This is a genomic window from Leptospira fluminis (genome assembly GCF_004771275.1).
GTDB lineage: Bacteria > Spirochaetota > Leptospiria > Leptospirales > Leptospiraceae > Leptospira_B > Leptospira_B fluminis.
Genome location: NZ_RQEV01000009.1, coordinates 25,319 through 43,974, shown reverse-complemented (window position 1 = coordinate 43,974; position 18,656 = coordinate 25,319). Strand labels below are relative to the sequence as shown.

18 protein-coding genes and 1 tRNA gene are annotated in these 18,656 nt (G+C 47.9%); 11 read left to right on the top strand and 8 right to left on the bottom strand.

All coding sequences use genetic code 11. The annotated features are described in order from the left end of the window. Positions 1-6 precede the first annotated feature (6 nt). From EHO61_RS08315 to gspN, 5 genes are read left to right on the top strand one after another with little or no spacing between them, the layout of a single operon-like run. Positions 7-693 carry a type II secretion system protein GspJ gene (locus EHO61_RS08315; RefSeq protein WP_167884833.1) on the top strand — a complete coding sequence of 229 codons (687 nt, stop codon included), beginning with the start codon at positions 7-9 and terminating at the stop codon, positions 691-693. Beyond that, positions 690-1,838, top strand: coding sequence for a type II secretion system minor pseudopilin (locus EHO61_RS08310; RefSeq protein WP_135813174.1), 1,149 nt, complete (start codon positions 690-692; stop codon positions 1,836-1,838). Before EHO61_RS08315 ends, EHO61_RS08310 begins: the two co-directional genes overlap by 4 nt. Beyond that, positions 1,838-3,457, top strand: a complete 1,620-nt coding sequence (locus EHO61_RS08305) for a cell division FtsA domain-containing protein (RefSeq protein WP_135813173.1) — start codon at positions 1,838-1,840, stop codon at positions 3,455-3,457. Before EHO61_RS08310 ends, EHO61_RS08305 begins: the two co-directional genes overlap by 1 nt. A 13-nt stretch (positions 3,458-3,470) precedes the next feature. Next, a complete protein-coding gene (locus tag EHO61_RS08300) occupies positions 3,471-3,995 on the top strand; it encodes a hypothetical protein (protein ID WP_135813172.1) in 525 nt (174 codons plus the stop codon). 7 nt (positions 3,996-4,002) lie between these two features. Further along, positions 4,003-4,935, top strand: a complete 933-nt coding sequence (gspN, locus tag EHO61_RS08295) for a type II secretion system protein GspN (protein ID WP_135813171.1) — start codon at positions 4,003-4,005, stop codon at positions 4,933-4,935. A 128-nt stretch (positions 4,936-5,063) separates the two neighbouring features. Here gspN and EHO61_RS08290 read toward each other — a convergent pair whose 3' ends face one another. Further along, positions 5,064-8,651: a vitamin B12-dependent ribonucleotide reductase gene (locus EHO61_RS08290; RefSeq protein ID WP_135813170.1), complete on the bottom strand. Its 3,588-nt coding sequence runs from the start codon at positions 8,649-8,651 to the stop codon at positions 5,064-5,066. A gap of 219 nt (positions 8,652-8,870) precedes the next feature. On the opposite strand from EHO61_RS08290, the gene EHO61_RS08285 reads away from it, so the two are divergent. Together EHO61_RS08285 and EHO61_RS08280 are read left to right on the top strand one after the other, a co-directional pair. Next, positions 8,871-8,943, top strand: a tRNA-Asn gene (locus EHO61_RS08285). A 273-nt stretch (positions 8,944-9,216) separates the two neighbouring features. Continuing rightward, entirely contained in the window at positions 9,217-9,696 is a 480-nt protein-coding gene (locus EHO61_RS08280) for a hypothetical protein (protein WP_135813264.1), read from the top strand. Between the two features lie 8 nt (positions 9,697-9,704). On the opposite strand, the gene EHO61_RS08275 is transcribed toward EHO61_RS08280, so the two are convergent. The 6 genes from EHO61_RS08275 to EHO61_RS08250 form a co-directional block, all read right to left on the bottom strand. Then, positions 9,705-10,028 (bottom strand): DUF2752 domain-containing protein, encoded by a 324-nt coding sequence (locus EHO61_RS08275; protein WP_246032052.1) that lies wholly within the window; start codon positions 10,026-10,028, stop codon positions 9,705-9,707. 115 nt (positions 10,029-10,143) lie between these two features. After that, on the bottom strand, positions 10,144-10,500 hold the full coding sequence (locus tag EHO61_RS08270; protein WP_135813168.1) for a DUF5684 domain-containing protein: 357 nt from the start codon (positions 10,498-10,500) through the stop codon (positions 10,144-10,146). Positions 10,501-10,632: 132 nt separating this feature from the next. After that, on the bottom strand, positions 10,633-10,923 hold the full coding sequence (locus EHO61_RS08265) for an exodeoxyribonuclease VII small subunit (protein ID WP_135813167.1): 291 nt from the start codon (positions 10,921-10,923) through the stop codon (positions 10,633-10,635). Beyond that, on the bottom strand, positions 10,907-12,196 hold the full coding sequence (xseA, locus tag EHO61_RS08260; RefSeq protein WP_135813166.1) for an exodeoxyribonuclease VII large subunit: 1,290 nt from the start codon (positions 12,194-12,196) through the stop codon (positions 10,907-10,909). The genes EHO61_RS08265 and xseA overlap by 17 nt, the downstream gene beginning before the upstream one ends. Before the next feature lie 21 nt (positions 12,197-12,217). Next, positions 12,218-13,333: an AI-2E family transporter gene (locus EHO61_RS08255; RefSeq protein WP_135813165.1), complete on the bottom strand. Its 1,116-nt coding sequence runs from the start codon at positions 13,331-13,333 to the stop codon at positions 12,218-12,220. Further along, on the bottom strand, positions 13,333-13,929 hold the full coding sequence (locus EHO61_RS08250; protein WP_246032051.1) for a hypothetical protein: 597 nt from the start codon (positions 13,927-13,929) through the stop codon (positions 13,333-13,335). The genes EHO61_RS08255 and EHO61_RS08250 overlap by 1 nt, the downstream gene beginning before the upstream one ends. On the opposite strand from EHO61_RS08250, the gene EHO61_RS08245 reads away from it, so the two are divergent. After that, positions 13,903-14,568 (top strand): DedA family protein, encoded by a 666-nt coding sequence (locus tag EHO61_RS08245; RefSeq protein ID WP_135813164.1) that lies wholly within the window; start codon positions 13,903-13,905, stop codon positions 14,566-14,568. The two genes, EHO61_RS08250 and EHO61_RS08245, sit on opposite strands and share 27 nt — an antisense overlap. Here the strand turns inward: EHO61_RS08245 and EHO61_RS08240 are convergent. Then, the gene (locus EHO61_RS08240; RefSeq protein ID WP_135813163.1) at positions 14,540-16,081 is read right to left on the bottom strand and encodes a phosphatase domain-containing protein; all 1,542 of its coding nucleotides are present in this window, start codon (positions 16,079-16,081) and stop codon (positions 14,540-14,542) included. The genes EHO61_RS08245 and EHO61_RS08240 overlap by 29 nt on opposite strands. A 123-nt stretch (positions 16,082-16,204) precedes the next feature. Here EHO61_RS08240 and EHO61_RS08235 point away from each other — a divergent pair, with 123 nt between their 5' ends. From EHO61_RS08235 to pth, 3 genes are read left to right on the top strand one after another with little or no spacing between them, the layout of a single operon-like run. After that, positions 16,205-16,522 carry a Smr/MutS family protein gene (locus EHO61_RS08235; RefSeq protein WP_135813162.1) on the top strand — a complete coding sequence of 106 codons (318 nt, stop codon included), beginning with the start codon at positions 16,205-16,207 and terminating at the stop codon, positions 16,520-16,522. Beyond that, positions 16,519-18,069, top strand: a complete 1,551-nt coding sequence (gene cimA / locus EHO61_RS08230; protein ID WP_135813161.1) for a (R)-citramalate synthase CimA — start codon at positions 16,519-16,521, stop codon at positions 18,067-18,069. Before EHO61_RS08235 ends, cimA begins: the two co-directional genes overlap by 4 nt. Further along, positions 18,057-18,626: an aminoacyl-tRNA hydrolase gene (gene pth / locus EHO61_RS08225; RefSeq protein WP_135813160.1), complete on the top strand. Its 570-nt coding sequence runs from the start codon at positions 18,057-18,059 to the stop codon at positions 18,624-18,626. Before cimA ends, pth begins: the two co-directional genes overlap by 13 nt. The last annotated feature ends 30 nt before the right edge of the window (positions 18,627-18,656 follow it).

Sequence of the window (18,656 nt, the reverse complement as noted above, 5' to 3'; positions counted from 1 at the left end):
CGAAAAATGCGCGTTCCACGATCTAAGATTCCCCTACTTCGGCGTAGGCATCGCTCGGGATTCACGTTATTGGAGCTTTCGATCGTCGCAATGCTGTTAGGCGGAATGCTAGTGATGATTTTCGGTACTTATACTTCCCTATTGCGAATTTCCCGTGACAATTCCAGCGAAGAAGGTGCGGACCGTCAACAAGCAATGTCCGCTCTGGAAAACATACGCAGTACTCTTGCCATGACCTTCTTCTTTCAAAACGAAAAAAGATTGGTGTTCGTAAGCCGCAGAGGAAGAAAATCCGAGGATGGAACCAAGCACCCGAAGGAAAGCAGTAACGATTATTTCATCGTTTTTTCCGCTGTGCATCCTAATTCGGAAGAAACCGCTCTTCCGGAGGTTCGCGAAGTGGAATACTTTCTAAAGCAAGGAGAGGAGGGAAGGGGGTACCTTTTGATACGGAGAGAGGATCAAATCGTGGACAAATATCCTTTTGCCGGCGGTCAGGAATACGTACTTTTAAGCGGAGTAAAAAGTCTTTCCTTCAAATTTTCGCGGACAGGTTCCAAATGGGAAGAGGAATGGGATTCGAGAGAGGCAAAGAACATTCCGAGGCTGATTCGGATCGAAATCGTAGCGAAGATAGGTTCGGAGGAGAGGAGATTCGAGACTCTCGCCTTTCCGGGAATTTTATACAAATGATCCGACACGGAGATAAAAAAACTCTGAGATCGAACGGGCTCCGCCATTCGCGTCGTAGGGGAGCCATCGTGATCCTTCTCGTAGCGGGAATCGGAATGGCCGCGATTACCACTACGTTGGATTTTGCGGATCGGACCATCAGCGAGTACAAAATTTCCAAAGGGGAGATGTCCGGATTCAGGGCCTTGCTTCTGGCTAAGGCCGGATTTCAGGGCGGTTTAGGAGCTCTCAGAAAAATTCCGGAGGAGCAATTGTACAAATCCGGTCTAGGCCTTAACCCTCCGCCCGTTCCGCTCGGCGGAGGATTTATCTACTACAAGCTTCAAGGAGAAGACGGAAAAATCAATTTGAACTCCGTCTTTAACGCGGATACCAAGGACATCAATCTTCGGAACCAGGAAATGGCGCAACGTTTGCTGGAACGCTTGGGCCTAAAACGGGAATTATTGACTCCGTTGATCGATTGGATAGACGACGACTCCCAGGGCAATACGGAAGCCTCCTATTATGAAAAATTGGTTCCGCCCAGAAAAATCAAGAACGGATATTTGTATTCCTTGTCCGAACTCACTTCCGTAAAAGGCTTCGATCCTAAGATCGTATACGGCTCCCAAAAACCGGCGGATTATGCGGAAAAGTATTCCAAGGAATTCATGTCGGAAGAGGAAAAAGTTCTCATGAACGAGTCCGATTTCGTTTTGGCCAATAATTATACCGCTTTCGTTCCTTACCAACGCAACTACGACGATAGAATCAACTTGAATGCCGCGCCTTACTTCGTTTTAATGTCCCTATCCGATTTTATGACCAGACAGGCCGCGATGAAGATTCTCAAATTGAAGATTCAAAAAGGCGGTTATCTCAAGGACACGAAAGATATAGAGAATCTACCCGAATTTCAGGTTCCTTCCGTGGGGGGCATAACCTTATATAAAGAATTGGCGGGGGAGGGAACCGACGTATCCGGTGGGAGGATCAAAACGAAAGGGGAGATATTTCGGATCACCGCGGTCGGGGAAGTTTCGATGGATACCGGAAGACAGTCGGAAGAACCTTCCTCAAAATCCGGAAAAATCGCCGTCCGACGGATCACGGGGATTTTCGATCTTACGAACAATATGATGCTATACTATAGGGAAGATTGATGTTCCTTTACGAAAAATTCCTGACCATCGATTTCGGCACAAGCTCCGTCAAAGGCGCGCTTTTTCAAAGAGTTATGGGAAATCTCACGATGCTACGCGCCGAATCCATGCCGATTTCCAAAATGGAAGAGCGGGAATACGAAACCAATCTTCTCCGATTCTTAAATACGTATTTTCCCGGGGAAACTTCGGTCGTACTAGCTCTCTCACTGGACAAACTATTCATTCGGGAAATCACCATACCGCTTACAACGGAAAAAGCGGTTCGCGAAGTAATTCCGTACGAAGTGGAAAGCCGGGTTCCGTTTCCGATGGAAACCGTGGAAGTACTGGGATCGATCTGGAGAATCGATCAGGAAAAATCCGACGTCATCACATACACGGCTCACCACGGAGAATTCGATACTTTAGCCGATCCGTTTCGAGAAACCACCACCGTTTTTCGCGGAATCTTCGTGGATTCGGTATGCCTAGGTTCCATTATCGCCAAGCATTTGGATCGGGAAATCCCTTTTGCCAATGCGGCACAAATCGATATAGGCGGCACTACGAGTCTCTTGAATATCACTCGGGACGGAAAGATCGTGCACACAAGGTTTCTTCCTTTCGGGGGACAAAACTTGACGGAGGAAATCGCGAAGGGATTGAAGATAGATCCCGGAAAAGCGGAAGCTCTAAAAACGAGTCTCCAATTCGAGCCATTTCATCCTCCCGAAGACGGATTGAATTTGTTCGCGAAAGAATACAAACTCAAAGTCGCGGATTTAAAAAAGGCGTTCGGGATCGTTCAGGATTTTTTCGAGAGGTTAGCTGAGGAAGCGAGAAGAAGTTTCCTTTCCGTAGGAGACACGGAGCGTCCGGAAGCCTTATATCTCTCAGGAGAGGGAAGCAAGATCAAGGATTTGGATTCTTTTCTCGGAGAAAAACTAAGCCTGCAAATTCGGAGGTACGATTTCATTCCCGGAGATATCGACCGTTTCGCGACCTGTTTCGGCATGGCTTATCAATTGGCCTTATCCCGGAAAGCGAAGGTCGACTTTTTAGATACTCCTTATGTGAAAAAGTTGAATAAGAACCTATTCGACTTCTCCGCGTTTCGACCCCATCTTGTCCTCTCGGGAATTTCTTTGGCAATATTTTTGGGAGTCTTCTTTTTAGGGATCGTTTCCGATCGGAGAAAGCTCGCGGCCTCGAACCGTATCCTGGCGGAAAAAGTAAAGTCCGCAATCGGAACCTCGGTACCGGCGGATACGGATCCTCTAGAATATGCAAGAAAGTTGAAGGACGAAGCTAAAAACCGGACCGAACTCTATCGGAAATATCTATCCAAGCCGAGCGTACTGGACGTTTTTTACGAAATCTCATCCAAATTTCCGGATCCCGGAATGCAGGTGTTCCAATTTCAGAGTTTTACGTACGACAACGGACACATAGCCATCCAAGGACGGGTAAACGAATATTCGGAAATCGGGGTCATCCAAAGGTCCTTGGAAAATTCCCAGATGTTTAAGAAGATCACGATAGAAGACAATCGGATCAATCCCGGTTTAAAGACGTACAAAGTAAGCTTTACAATTAAGATGGAGGTCGCACCGAAACTCGGCGAATCCGAGCGATAGGTCGAACGGTTTTATGTGGGAAAAACTGGAACCTCGCGAAAGACTTTTGCTTCTCGCCGCAGGAGGAATGGTTCTACTTGCCCTTTTTTTCATTGCGGGAAGGAAGGTTTACCGACTCCGAACGGAACTCTCCGAAACCGTCAACGATACTCCCGGCCAACTGGCCAAGCTGGACAAGATCGTCGGCGAGTATATGTATTTCAGCACCCTGGATACAACCGGAGGGGAAAGGGATCCGAGCGAATTCTCGGGCAAACTGGAGAAAATATTCCTAGACCACGGAGTCAAAGACCGCATTTCCACGATGAAACCTATCCCCGCCAAAGATATAGATAAGGGAAAATACCAAGTCTTGGTATTCGACGTGAATTTCAGGGGAGTGACTCTCGAATCCATGATGAAAGTGACGTACGACATAGATAAAAATAAAAGGGTGAACGCAAAAGTGGAATACTTTCAGGTGAGTAAACCCTATCAGGATCGAAATACCTACGACGTGAACATGAAGATCGCTGCGTACAGCGGGAAAGCGAGGTAATTTACAGATGCCTCGGGAAAAATCCAAGGAGGACCAAGAAACCCTTTCCAACGAGGAAGAGGAATTTCTAACCATGGAGCTAGAGGAGGTCCCCGAAGAGGAAGAGGAACTCCAGCCGCGATTCACAGTAAAACAAAAGCTGATATTAGCCGGGACTGGAATTTTTTCCTTCCTGATCTTTGCGTTCCTGCTTTTTCCGTATGAGAATATCGTTCGCACCATCATCAATTCCGGATCCGGAGTTTCCTCGGCCCTTTCGTTCCGCGAATTGAAGGTATCCGTACTTTTCGGAGAAATATCCGCTAAGTCCTTGGAGATAAACGCTCCGAGCCTCCGAATCAAAGCCAACGAGGCTGGAATCCGAGCCGGTCTGATTTCTTTACTTCGCAAAAAGGTCAACGGAGAATTCAAAATTCTGGGAATCAAATTCGATTATGACGGCAACCCCCTCGGAACGATCGATTCCCTAAAAGGGTTTCTGAAGCTGGATTCCGCGACCCTTCCGATCAGCCGACAAAACGGAGCCTTTCAATTAGAAATGCCTTCCGGTAGTAGGGGATTTTTACCGGGAATACCGGAACTTCCGGTATTGGATAAACTCGAAAATTTCCGGATCAATAAATTTTCCTTAAAGTCCAGATTGAACCAGGGAAACATGGATATAGACGAATTCATTTTGGAAACTTCCGTCGCAAGGTTCGATGTCAGCGGAAATATCCGCCTTTCCGATTCTTTGGGATTCTCCCAATTGAACCTTCGGGTCTGTCTGGAATTGGAACGGAATTTCGCTTTGGAAAGGGAGGACCTGGCGGGCATGTTGGCGCTGCTGGAAAAGAACGGAGGAGGCAAGTGCATTCCGGTCACCGGTCTATTACAAAAACCGGAAGTAAAGATCCCCGGATTGAGCGGAAGCGGAGGAGCCGGACCCGGCGGTTTATAAATTCTTAGAATTGAATCATTGATAAAAAAACCTCCTTGGAATTCCCAAGGAGGTTTTTTTGCGCCGTACTGAATTCGAGCGCCTCTGGGCTTTCTTGCCCTCCGCCGTTTTTCTTTTTGTCGTCTCTCTTAGGAACAACCTGTGGTAGCGCCGCAGGACATACATTTGAGACAGGAACCGTTGCGAACCATCTCAAAGGAACCGCATTCCGTACAGGAATCTCCGGTATATCCTTTGATTTTCGCCATTTTGATTTCTTCCATCAATGCCGTCCCGGAAGCCGGTTTGATCATCTGGGAATAAGAAATCGTTTCGGGTTCCGGACGATGAATTTCCGTCGCCGAAATTCCCGAGGTCGGAGCTACGGAAGTCGAAGTCGGACGTATCGACTCGGAAGACTTTCTGGATCCGATCTCGTCCCCGCGGAGATCTTCCGGTGCCACTTGTCCAAGATCGTAGCGACCCAAATACGTAATCGCGAGCTCCCGAAAGATGAAATCGATCACGGAAGTACTCATTTTAATATGCTTGTTTCCGGTAACGATTCCGTTCGGCTCGAATTTGAAGAAAGTGAACGCATCCACGAATTCCTCCAGAGGAACACCGTGCTGCAGTCCTAAAGAAACGGAAATCGCGAATGCATTCATCAAACTTCTAAATGCAGCCCCTTCCTTGTGCATATCCACGAAGATTTCCCCGATCTGTCCGTCCTCGTATTCTCCCGTTCGTAAGTAGACCTTGTGTCCACCCACGACGGCTTTTTGGGTATAACCCGCACGTCGGTTCGGTAATTTCCTGCGATGGGAAATGTACTTGTAGATTACCTTTTCCGCAAAGGCAGCGGGGTCTTTTGCAACTGCCGCTTCCGAGATCTCTTCTTGTTCCTCCAATTCGATTCCGTTCAGCAATTCCAAAACGGAGTTCAAAGGTTGGGAAAGTTTGGATCCGTCGCGGTAAAGGGCATTCGCCTTCACCATCGCCTTCCAGGAGAGATAATAGGCGTTTTTAATGTCTTCTACGGTCGCGTCTTCGGGTAGGTTGATCGTTTTGGAGATCGCCCCACTGATAAACGGTTGGGCGGCAGCCATAGTCCGGATATGGGATTCGTAGGAAAGGTATCTCTTTCCGTATTTTCCGCACTTGTTCGCGCAATCGAATACCGGATAATCCTTCTCTTTCAGGTACGGCGCGTTTTCGATCGTCATGGTTCCGCAGACGTAATCGTTCGCACGATTGATCTCTTCCTTGGTAAAGCCCAAGTATTCCAAGAGATTGAATCCGAAAGAGTCGTAGGACTCCTTAGGAACTCCCAGACCTTTTTGTAGGAAATCTTCTCCCAAATTGAATTTGTTAAAGGCGAAATTGATATCGAAGGCGAGAGGAAGAGAAGCCTCTACTTTTTCCAGAATCTCATTCGTGAATCCCTTCTCCTTCAAACTCTGGGTATTGATTACCGGGGCTCCGTTCAAGGTCGCGTGACCCTTGCAGTAGTTGATGATGGATTCGATTTCCGCCGGAGAATATCCTAATTTTCTTAAGGCCAACGGAACGGACTGGTTGATGATCTTAAAGTAACCGCCCCCTGCCAGCTTTTTGAATTTTACCAACGCAAAATCGGGCTCGATTCCGGTCGTATCACAATCCATGACCAAACCTATCGTTCCGGTGGGTGCGATCACGGTGACCTGCGCGTTTCGGTATCCGAATTTCTCGCCCAATTCCAACGCTCGATCCGAATCTTCTTGTGCGGCTTTGAGCAGATAGGAAGGACAAAAAGCCGGATCGATTCCTACCGGTTTGATCGTAAGACCTTCGTAGTCCTCCGAGGGAGCATTGTATGCGGCTCTTTTGTGATTCCGGACCACGCGGAGCATGTGCTTTTTGTTTTTTTCATATCCGGGAAAAGGACCGAGCTCTTTAGCCATTTCCGCAGAAATAGAGTAGGCGGTCATGTGCATGATCGCAGTGATTGCTCCCGTAATCGCCATCGCTTCTTTGGAATCGTAAGGGATTCCGAGGATCATGAGAGCGGAGCCTAAGTTCGCATATCCCAACCCTAGAGTACGGAATTTATAGGAAAGTTCCGCAATTTCTCTGGAAGGGAATTGAGCCATTGTTACGGAAATTTCGAGGATCATCGTCCAAAGTTCGCATAGGTAACGGAAGCCTTGAACATCGAATACGAGAGTTTCCGGATCGATGAATTTCTGTAGATTGGCGGACGCCAAGTTGCAAGCGGTGTTGTCCAGGAACATGTATTCCGAACAAGGATTGGATGCGTGAATATCCCCGTCTTCAGGACAAGTATGCCATTCGTTAATCGTAGTATGGTATTGGGTACCTGGATCCGCAGAGGACCAAGCCGCATAGGAAATCCTATCCCAAAGTTCCCGAGCCCGGATCGTCTTTGCCGGCTTCGGAGCTCTCTTTTCTTTCAGAGCCTTTTCTTTTTCGGTTCTATTGTACAAGTGCCAGGGTTGGTCCTGTTCCACCGCGGTCATAAATTCGTTCGGCAAACGCACCGAGTTATTGCTGTTCTGGCCGGAAACCGTATTGTACGCTTCGGATTGCCAATCGGTGGTCAGCTCTTCGAAAAGGATTTCTTTATAGCCTTGTTTGGCAAGGTCGATCACTCTCTTGATATAATTGTCCGGAATCAGAACCTTCTTCGCTTCTAAGACCGCCTTTTTTAAGGCCAGGTTCTTTTTAGGTTCGAAACGATCCGGACCTTCCATTTCGTAACACGCTTTTATGATCGAATTCAGATGGCGGTTGTTCAGAATCGATCCAGTAACGAGAGAAGCGACTTTCTTCTCTTCTTCCACCTTCCAATCCACAAAACGGTCGATATCCGGGTGATCCACATCCAGACAGACCATTTTAGCGGCACGTCGAGTGGTTCCTCCCGATTTGATCGCTCCGGCGGCTCTGTCCCCGATCTTCAAGAAACTCATGAGCCCGGAACTTTTTCCTCCTCCGGAGAGAGACTCGTTTTCGGCCCGAAGGTTGGAAAAATTCGTCCCGGTTCCGGATCCGTATTTGAACAGGCGAGCTTCTCTCACCCAAAGATCCATGATTCCGCCCTCGTTCACGAGATCGTCATCCACGCTTTGGATAAAGCAGGCGTGAGGTTGGGGGTGTTCGTACGCGGAAGCCGATTTTACGAGTTTTCCGGACTTAGGATCCACATAAAAATGTCCTTGGGATTTGCCATCGATTCCGTACGCCCAGTGGAGTCCCGTATTGAACCATTGCGGAGAATTAGGCGCTGCCATTTGTGAAGCGAGCATGTAAACGACTTCATCAAAGAACACTTTTGCGCTTTCTTCATCGCTAAAATATCCGTATTTGTATCCCCAATAGGTCCAGCAACCGGCCAATCTATGGAATACCTGGAGAGCGGAGGTTTCACCCCCGAAACGGTCTTCCTGTTTTAAGGATTCTAGCTTCTCTAGATCCGGTTCGGAGCGCTGGAGCCAGCTCGGAATGCCTTTTTCCTCGACTTTTTTGAGGTATTTCGGAACTCCTTTTCTCCGGAAATATTTCTGAGCTAAGATATCCACCGCCACTTGGGACCATTGCTCGGGCACGAGAATGTCTTTCGCTTCGAAGACTACGGAACCGTCCGGATTGGAAATCCTGGAATTCCGTTTGGCCCAATTTAATTTTGCGGAAAAGCCTTCTGATGGCTTAGTGAAATGTCTATTTAGCTTCATAGCATGCTCCTCATATGAAACTCCGATCGGATCTATAGCGTTTTTAGGATTATGTCACGCTATTCCGGCTTTCTAAAACTTCCAAAGCATTTTTTACAAACAGTTCTCGATTCCCTATAATTTTCATCGGAAGAAAGAAGGGAAAAACGCCTATGTCTCAAAGAATTTTCATTGCCAACCTACCCCAATTCGAAAAAATGGGCCTCGTACCGAGGAAACTCCCCTTTAGCTCAGTCGGTAGAGCAAATGACTGTTAATCATTGGGTCGCTGGTTCGAGCCCAGCAGGGGGAGCATCCCGATTTTTCCTTCCTTTTTCCTCCAAATCCTGTAGAAATCCTGATTTCTCTACTGCGATTTAGTGTATTCTCTTAGACGAGAAACCGCCGTCGTTTGTTTAGTCCTTTGTTCTTTTTTCCGATTTTCCCTTAAAAATAGGAGAGGGCCTTTTCTTTTTCAGAACTTGCAAAAAATGAAAAGTTTTTGCACTCAAACTCTCTTTTTAGGGAGCCGAACTTGCGAGAAGCGGATCCAACTGGTATTGTTTCGTTTTTTTTGAGAGACCTAGTGCAATTTCAGACCTTTCCGATCCTACTCTTTCTTCTACCGGCGTTCTTAGCGACTTGTCATAGCAAAAGCAGCTCTACAACGGAAAATGATTCGGCCGCCGCTTTGCTATACTCCGCTTATGGAGCCAGCTTTACCCCGAACCCCACGGGGGGATGCGCGGATTCCTCCGTACCCAATATCGTGAGAGGAAGTTCCGTTACGATTACGAGCCAAAATTATACGTATTATTTTTACAAATTTACCGGAGACAATACGGCGACCGAAACCTTTACGGTTTCCGTCAGCTCGGGAGAAGCGGATCTATGGATCGGAGCCTCCGGTTATAGTATGACCCCTTCCGATTTTAGTCAGGTAGAGTACCGAAGCGAGAACGCAGGAAACGATTCGATTTCAGGCGTGCCAACCGCAAATCTTGCGATTCGGTGCGTGGTAGTTCCCGTTTCTACGGGAGGAGGGTTTACCTTAACCGTTCAATAGAGGAAAGTTCAGAATTTCCTGTACAGAAAACAGGCGACCATGCAAAAACCGTACAGGAACATACAAGCGTTGAATGTTCTTCCGTCCAGAAAAGTCCTCCATCGCTCGGAATCCGCCCTGGTATAAGCGAAGAGCAGGAGGCAAAATCCGATTCCTGTGGGAACTCCCATCGGATGGTATTCCAGAGATCTTGCGAATTCCCCTCTGAAAAAACATACGATTGCTCTGCCCATACCGCATCCGATGCAATCCGTTTCGAACCATTGTTTCCACCAGCAAAGAGTAAACCAATATTCGGATTCCGTATCCAAGCTTAAAATACGAGAAATCATAACGGCAGCAAGGATGCCGACTGAGAATGATAGATTCGGAAATGCTCTAATTCGGTCGAAAATCTTCGAAAAGCCGACCGAAAAGATCGGAAGGCTTTTCGAAATAATCGAAGAATCAGGCTTTTGCAGGACCCTGGTATTTTGCATCGGAGAAGGCGAGGATGAAATAACCGATTCCGAGTATGAAGAATAAAACGGCAAATCCGGCGGATTTTCCGAACGCTTTGGCCAACTCGATAGCTACCAAGATAAATACGACCAAGTTAACGCAAGGAATCAGAAACAATACGATCCACCATACCGGTTTACCCACGATTTCCAGCAAAACCACTAGGTTGTAGATCGGAATGATCGCCGCCCAGCCCGGTTTACCGGCTTTTTGAAAGATCACCCAGTTCGCTGCCAAAAACGCGACGATGATCACTGCATAGACTAGAATCCCGACAATTCCTACTCCGGAATTTCCTTCCATAGGTTTTCTCTCCCAAAATCAAAGAATTTCGGAAGGAAATCACTTTTAAAAAATAAATCAACAAAAAAATGACTAAATTTCATATGGAAATCGCATGAATCGGAAGCTTGTATTTCTCGCGGCTACAACTATTTAGAAAAGCTCTTCTTCTTCGGCCGGGGGAGGAGAGACTGCCCTGCCGGACGACTCGCTTTTGGGAAGGGCCGTTTTCTTTTGCGACTCTCCGGAAGCGTTTTTGGACAGGTATTCGATTTTGCCTTCCGCTTCTGCCAAGATCCCTTGGCAGAGACCTCTCAACTCCATACCGCGCTCATATGCCTTGATCGACTCTTCCAGAGTCAATTGGCCTCTTTCCAGTCTCTCCGCGATCTGTTCCAATTCGGATAAAGCCTGTTCGAAACTGATATCAATTTTCTTTGCCATTCAATTCACCTCGATTTACGACTCGAAGCCTTCCTCCGGAAAGGATCACTTCGAGTTCTTCGTCTATTTTCACTTCCGCCGGAGAAGTCACGACCTGTTTCTCGCGGGTACGTAAAACGGCATATCCTCGGCTTAGGGTTCCTAAGGGAGAAAGTCCCTCGATCTTTCCGGCGAGCAATTCGAATTCCTTTCTTTTTCTTTCCAATAACGCTCGAAAGGTCAGAGGAAGCCCTGTGGATAAGGGCAGAAGTTTTGCTCGGGCTTGCATTAAAAAATTCCGTCCTAAAAGCTGTATCCGAGAGCCGGTTTCGTCCAAACGGAGAATTCGATCGTTCAACATGGATTTCGGATCGGTAAATACCATTTTGTTCGTCAAAATCCGGAGCCTCTCATTTAAGTTTCGCATCTGGTTTTTCAGCGCGGATTCCAAGCGACTTCCGAATTCGGAAAGTTCCGATTCGACGACTTCCATTTCCGGAACCGCGATTTCGGCGGCTGCGGTCGGAGTGGGTGCGAACGCGTCGGCAGCCAAGTCGGAAAGCACCGAATCGATCTGGTGTCCGACTGCGGAAATGATCGGGATTCGAGATTCAGCAAAAGCAAGGACGACCCTTTCGTCGTTAAAAGCCATCAAGTCCTCGAAGCTTCCGCCTCCTCTTCCCGCGATGATCACATCCGCTGCCCAGGCCGGATCGTTCAATTCCCGAATCGCGCTGACGATGGACTCGGGAGCTCCGTCGCCTTGCACCAGACAGGGGGAAATCAGAATATTGATTTTAGGAAACCTTTGTTTGGCGATCCGAATAATGTCCTCGATCGCGGCTCCGGTAGGAGAGGTGGCGACTCCTATCGTCCAGGGGAAGGCAGGGAGCTCTCTCTTTTTTTCAGGATCGAAGACTCCTCGCGAGGCGAGCTTTCGCTTCAGCTCCTCTATTTTTACGAGTAGATCCCCTTGTCCTACTTCCTCCACCCTCGACACGTTTAAGTTGTACTGTCCACGGGGTTCGTACACGGAGATGCTTCCGTAAGCCCGGACCTCCATCCCGTTTTCCAGGGGGCGCCCCTTATACCTTCCGTTGCTATAAGAAAAGAAAGTGCAGGCCAAAAGGGATTTCGGATCCTTTAAATTGAAATAAATATGTCCTTGGTGGGATCTAGAAAGATTGGATATTTCCCCCTGTACCCAGATATTCCGTAACAGGTCGGGACCTGTCAGGAGCTGCTTGACTATGGAATTGACTTCCGAAACGGAAAGAGGCTTTGAATCTTCCACGAAAATTCGTTTATCCGATCCTCATCGGGCGAAAAAATCTTTTCGGTAGAGTTTCCAAAAATCCCAGAGGATTACGACCAAGGTCACAGCTACTGGACCTAATACCAGCCCCATAATTCCGAATTGCTGTATTCCCCCGATCAAGGAAAGAAAAATGAGTAACGGGTGAATGCGCAGCTTTTTATCCAGCATTTTGGGTTTTACGACATTTTCCAAAGCAAGGTAGAACGTAAGGCCGGCAGCCATAAAAAGACCTGCTCCCCAGATATTATTTTCAATAAACATAATATAGAGTCCGATCGGCAGCCAGACTACGGAAGTACCGATCACGGGGATTATGGAAAAGAAGGCAGCCAAGCTAGCGTAGAGGAAAGGATTCGAAATCCTGGCGAATACGAGCAGAACGTATACCGCCGCTCCCTGCATGATGGAGACGATCAAATTCCCGCGAAACACCGTCTGGACCGCAGAGGCGATCTTTCTTCCCACCTGTTCCTCCAGTTCGCGGGAAAAAGGAAGATTGTCCAGAATGAATCTCTCCACCTTCCTCCCGTCCTGGTACAGAAAGAAAAGCAGAAGGAGAGAAAAAAACAGATTCATGATGATCCCGGCAGGCAGATCGATGGAACCGAGAATCAGAGAGGAAGCGTTGCTCAATACGGCGTAGAGGCTGTCCAAATTCAATATGTCTATATAACTACGCGCGAAATCACCGTAAATCTCCGGCAATTTGACCCAAAAGAACGGATTATCCGTAATCAGATCCGTCAGCATATTCAGGCTCATCAAGGTCTCGATGATCTTATCCTCCGAAAGGGAAATCCGGATCTTGAATAGTATGGACAAGGACTCGTCGATCAGAGTGCGAATCACGAAATAGGAGGGCAACAGGACGATCATGCATACGAATCCGATCATGATCCAGGGGGCCAAAAAATCCAACTTCAGCCCCACCAATTTACGCAACTGTTTGTACTGCTTTCTTGTGGCCAAGTACAGGATGAGTGCGACTAAGAAAGAATAAAAATAAGGCCGGAGAACGGCGAACAAAAGCGTTCCCGCACCGATAAACAACACCCCTAAAAGAATATTGAAAGCGGTTCTATTCGGATCGTCGGCTCCCGTTCTGAATGCCATCAAAAACCTCCGGATTTGCGATAGAAAAGTTTGACCGTGGAGCCGGGCCCGTCCGGAGAGATGGAGATGGCCACGGTCTTCCGATTCATTCCTTCCACCAAATACAGACTTTTTTCGGGAGATTTCTGGTTTTGAAGCACCTTGAAATTCAAAAAGCCGAAAACGGTTTCGTAATAGATTTCCATACGAGGCTTAGACAAGGGGTGATTCAGCACCACCGCCGATTCCCTGATTTCGAAAATACGCTCCGATCTTAATTCCGTAGAATACAGAATCTTGGAATCCTTCGGAACGAAATCGGAAGGAATCGAGGCAGGCGCTTTGTATGGATTTTCCTGGTACGTTAAACGGTTGTGTCTGAAAATCCTGGCTTTTTCCTTCGGAAGCTTTCGAGTCGGAGGATCCTGATCGAAAAGAGAGGGGACGGTCTCCTGTTCCGCGAGAACCGGGACAAGGGCACCGAAAAGCAAAAAGCAGAAAAAGATTCCGTTGCAAAGGAAATGAAGAAGACGCACGAATTTTAGTTGAACCAAACGCTCCCTCTTTGACAATCTTTTTCTTAAGCCCAAATGGTAGGATTCGAATCTAGTCTCCAACAGCTCCTGGACTGGGTAGCGAGTCTTCCCTCGATTTTAGTCTGGTTCTTCTTCGCGTTTTCCAATCTGACCGAAAACGTTTTTCCGCCTTGGCCGGGAGACACGGTCAACGCTTTCGGAGGTTTTCTCCTAGCGAAAGGTTCGATCGGATTCTGGGGATTGGCTACGAGCACGCTCGTCGGAAATCTAGCGGGAGCCTGGATCATGTATTCCTTCGGCCACCGTCTTTTAAACTGGCTGAAACACAAAACCTTTCCCTTTAAGGCGGATTTATACGACGAGGAAGCCATACAAAAAACCCTGGCCTGGTTTTCCAGAAACAGCGTCGTAGTCGTAATCTTTTCGCGTTTTTCGGCGGGAATCCGCTTCTTCGTTTCGATCATAGCGGGAATCGTGGAAATGAATTCTCTGCTTTTCTTCGCTTGTTTTACATTAGGTGTTTCCGTTTGGTGCGGGATCCTCATCGGAGCGGGATTTTATCTCGGAAAGCATTGGGAATTGGTATTGGAATTCCTGACCGTCTATAACCAGATCATCACAGGTTTATTGATCGTCGCTCTTTTGGGATTTCTGTATTTGAAGTACGGAAAGAAATCGAGAGATTCCAAGGTCATTGGTTCAAAGCGCGATCCAGAGTGATTAGAAAATCGGAATGCAATTCCGATACTGCCTTGGGCACCTCTATGTTCCGAGCTATTTCCATCAAATTGTTCGGGTCTATGACTTTTCCCTCGAACCATTCCCCCGCCATTTCCCCCGCGATCTTCAATACGGAGGAAAGATCCAGAATTCCGTAATGAACCAGGAGCAATGAAAATCCTAACGCTCCGTCCGTGGCGACGTAGGGCTTGATTCCCGGCATTTTCCAAGGATCGATTCCGGAAGGAAGAGCGCTCTGTACGTTCCATCTCATCTCTTCGGTGGATGGTCCCATTTCGGTCTTGTTGATCAACACGATTTCCACAGGATTCAAATTCCCGTGAATGCTCCGATTTTCCTCCGCCAATTCCCGGATGAGCTTGGCATTATCCCGAGTGATCGCGTCCCTTCCCAAAAAATTCAGACGGTAAAGATAATCCTCAAGTTCCTTTCCTTCCATGGCGCCCGTAAGAATCAGTTGGTACAGGGTGAAAATCAGGTAGTCGCTTTCCGTATTGTCACCGAGAAGGATTTCCTTTGCTTGGGTAGGTAGATAAATCCTGTCCCTGAGTAAAATCGTAAGTTTGTACGCCAGTTGATCGAAGAGGCTCTGAAAGGAGGACCCTGCGAATTTACGAACTCTTTCCAAGGCTCCCCAAATCCCGTCGGTCAAAAAGCGGGCAGGGTGAGCGAGACTGTCCCAGAATTTATCCACCATTCCTTTTAAAGTGCCTTCCAAATACTTCAAATGAAGGGACTCCGTTCTGATTCCTTGGGCCCGGAACGTTTGTAAAAGAGTCCTACGAAAAAAATGAGGACTGGCGGAAATAAAACAGAGGGGGGTCCCATTCGTATTTTCCCTCAATTCCCGGAAAAAAGCGGGCATCCCCGGTAAGGGCAATTTCTGTTCCGGAGTTTCGAATAGGGTGGAAATCTTCCCTTTATTAGAATGAATATCCGTCGCGAGATAGGTTTGGTCTATATCCGATGTGGTTACGAGTCCGGAATACTCTTCCGGTAGGATGCGCAAAGCGCCCATTCCGATCAAACTCTGGGAGACGAGCTCGTGCTTTCCCGGGGCGTTTAGGTATGCCAAATCCTTCCCGAATTGTCTGTAGGAATCCGGTTTTAGGAAATGAATGTGGAACATATAGTTCCCGGGCTTCAGGGGAAACGTAAACTCGTGAAAAAAGAACCCGCTTTCGTCCCCCCGGATTTCCGGAGATCGATGAACGATCTTTCCGGTTTCGTCCACGATTTCGGCCAAAAGGATCGGTTTTCGCACGGATTCCAGCCCGTAATCCAAAAACGGCGTAATCTCTTTTTCCTGGCCTTCGAACAAACCGGTCAGAAGATTCCATCGGGAGGAATCCTTCATTTCTTCCGTGATGCTAAGATCCAAAACCTGGCCGCGTATGTAATAACGGTTTTCCCGTCCGAGAGTTCCTCCGCAAATCGCGGCCCTTCTTTTATCCGTATAGCGGAGAAGTTTGCGTTCCGTTTCTTCTGTCACGTTTTCCGGATCCCTTGTTCCATTTTTGAGAAAGGAAACTCTATCACGGGGTCCTCAAAGGGAAAGCAGAAAATCCAATTTCTTTCTTTTCGCCTCGGTTCCGGCTGCTAGGATGGTCCTAGAATGCCAAAGGGGAACCATTCGAAAGGCGGCAAGCCAAAAGGACCGAAGGTAATCTACATACGTAAACTTCGGTTCGAAGAGGCCTATCGGGTTCTAGACTCGGGTATTCAGGAGGCGTTTCTAAAAGGAGAAACGCTTGTGGAAGTAGTGCATGGAATCGGAGAGGGAATCTTAAGAAGGATGACCGAAGAGTATATCCAGAATCACGATTTCCTAAAAGTCCTGGAGGACGGCGGACTTTCCATCGGCAATCCGGGCTCCACTTTGATAGAAATTCTGGGCCCGTCCGCGCAGGACTTAAAGAAATATTTAAAATGACCGATTTTCGACCGAACATCCAAATACTCGACGTGACCTTAAGGGACGGGGAACAGACACGGGGAGTCAGTTTTTCCGCATCAGAAAAACTGAATATTGCAAAATTTCTACTGCAAAACCTGAAGGTTGATAGGGTGGAAATCGCGTCCGCAAGGGTATCTCAGGGAGAATTGGAAAGCGTCCGAGGAATCATGCAATGGGCCGAGTCCGAATCTTTGGGAGATAGGATCGAAATCCTCGGATTCGTGGATTCGCGGCGCAGCGTGGATTGGATTCTCGCGTCCGGTGCAAAAACTTTGAACCTTCTCACGAAAGGTTCCCTGAAACACCTCACAGGACAATTGATGAAGAGTCCCGAGGAACACTTTTCGGACGTTTCGGAGACGGTCCGGTATGCAGTCGATAGCGGATTAAGCGTGAATATTTACCTGGAAGACTGGTCCAACGGATATCTGAATAGCCCCGAGTATGTCTTCGATTTCGTCGCGCATCTTTCCAAAGAACCCGTGGGAAAAATCTTTTTACCGGATACGCTGGGAGTTCTTTCTCCCGAAGAAACTTTTTCCGGTGTGGAAGGTCTGGTAAAAAGGCATCCGAATCTGCATTTCGAATTTCACGGTCATAACGACTATGATCTCTCCGTTGCCAACTGCCTGTTCGCGGTAAAGGCGGGGGCAAAAGGGGTCCATGTCAGCGTGAACGGGTTAGGGGAACGGGCCGGGAATTCCCCGCTGGAAGCGGTGATCACTGCATTGCACGACAAAGGAAAAGTACGCACCGGAGTGGATGAAAAGTGCATCACCGAAGCGAGTCGACTCGTGGAGACATTCAGCGGAAAAAGAATTTCCTCCAATCGTCCGGTGGTAGGAGAAGACGTTTTCACTCAGACTGCTGGAGTACACGCGGACGGCGACAAAAAAGGAAATCTATACGCAAACCCGATCCTTCCGGAACGTTTCGGCAGGAAGAGAAGTTATGCTTTGGGAAAACTTGCCGGAAAAGCGAGCATTTCGGAAAACTTGAAACAGCTAGGTCTAGTGCTTTCCCCCGAAATAGAACGGAAAGTTTTGGAAAAAGTGATAGAGCTAGGCGACCAAAACAAGACGGTAACTCCGGAAGATCTTCCGTTCCTGATCGCGGACGTCTCCGGTACCAGCGGAGAGCAGGCTCTCAAAATCACAGGTTGCAGACTGAACTCCGGATTAGGGACCAAACCCACCGCCCAAGTGGAATTGGAATTCAACGGGAAAAAATTCTCCGGATCGGGAGAAGGAGACGGAGGGTACGACGCATTCATGACCGCCCTGGCAGGAATCCTAAACCAGGCCGGAGTCAATATGCCGCGACTCGTGGATTACGAAGTGAGAATTCCTCCCGGAGGAAAAACGGACGCCTTGGTGGAAACCATGATCACCTGGAACCGAGCCCCGGAAAACCAAGAAGAGGAAAATTTTAAAACCATAGGCGTGCATTGCGACCAGACCATCGCCGCCGTCTTAGCTACGGAGAAAATGCTCAATATCATTCTGCAAGCATGGCACAGCTAAAACTTCTGATAGCCGGTCTCGGAAACCCCGGAGCCAAGTATGAGAGGAACCGGCACAACGTGGGTTTTCTATTGCTCGACGACCTGGCAAAAGATTGGGGAGCCTCTCTCCAAAATTCCAATAAGGAAGAAAAAACCAAAATCGATAAAAATGGGATTTTCTTCTATCTTCTAAAACCCTTGGAATACATGAATCTTTCCGGCAGGGCAATCGCCGAGGCCGCGAGAAAAAACGGAATTCCTCCTGAAAATATCCTGGTATTGCACGACGAAGTCGACTTTCCGTTTTCCAAACTGAAATTCAAACAAGGCGGCGGTCATGGGGGACACAATGGCCTCCGTGACATCATCGAAAAACTAGGATCCCCGAATTTTTTCCGATTGAGATTCGGAGTGGGAAAGCCGGGAGAAAGTTCCCTTACGGCAGACCACGTTTTGTCGAATTTCACCAAAGAGGAGTGGGAACGGCTTCCGGATTTGTTTTCAGAATCCAAGGAAAAAATCGCGAACTGGGTTCGGGAAAGAGAAATCCTTTTTCAAAAAGCCTCCGATAAATAAACTAACTCCGGGACGGACGGAATTTTCTCC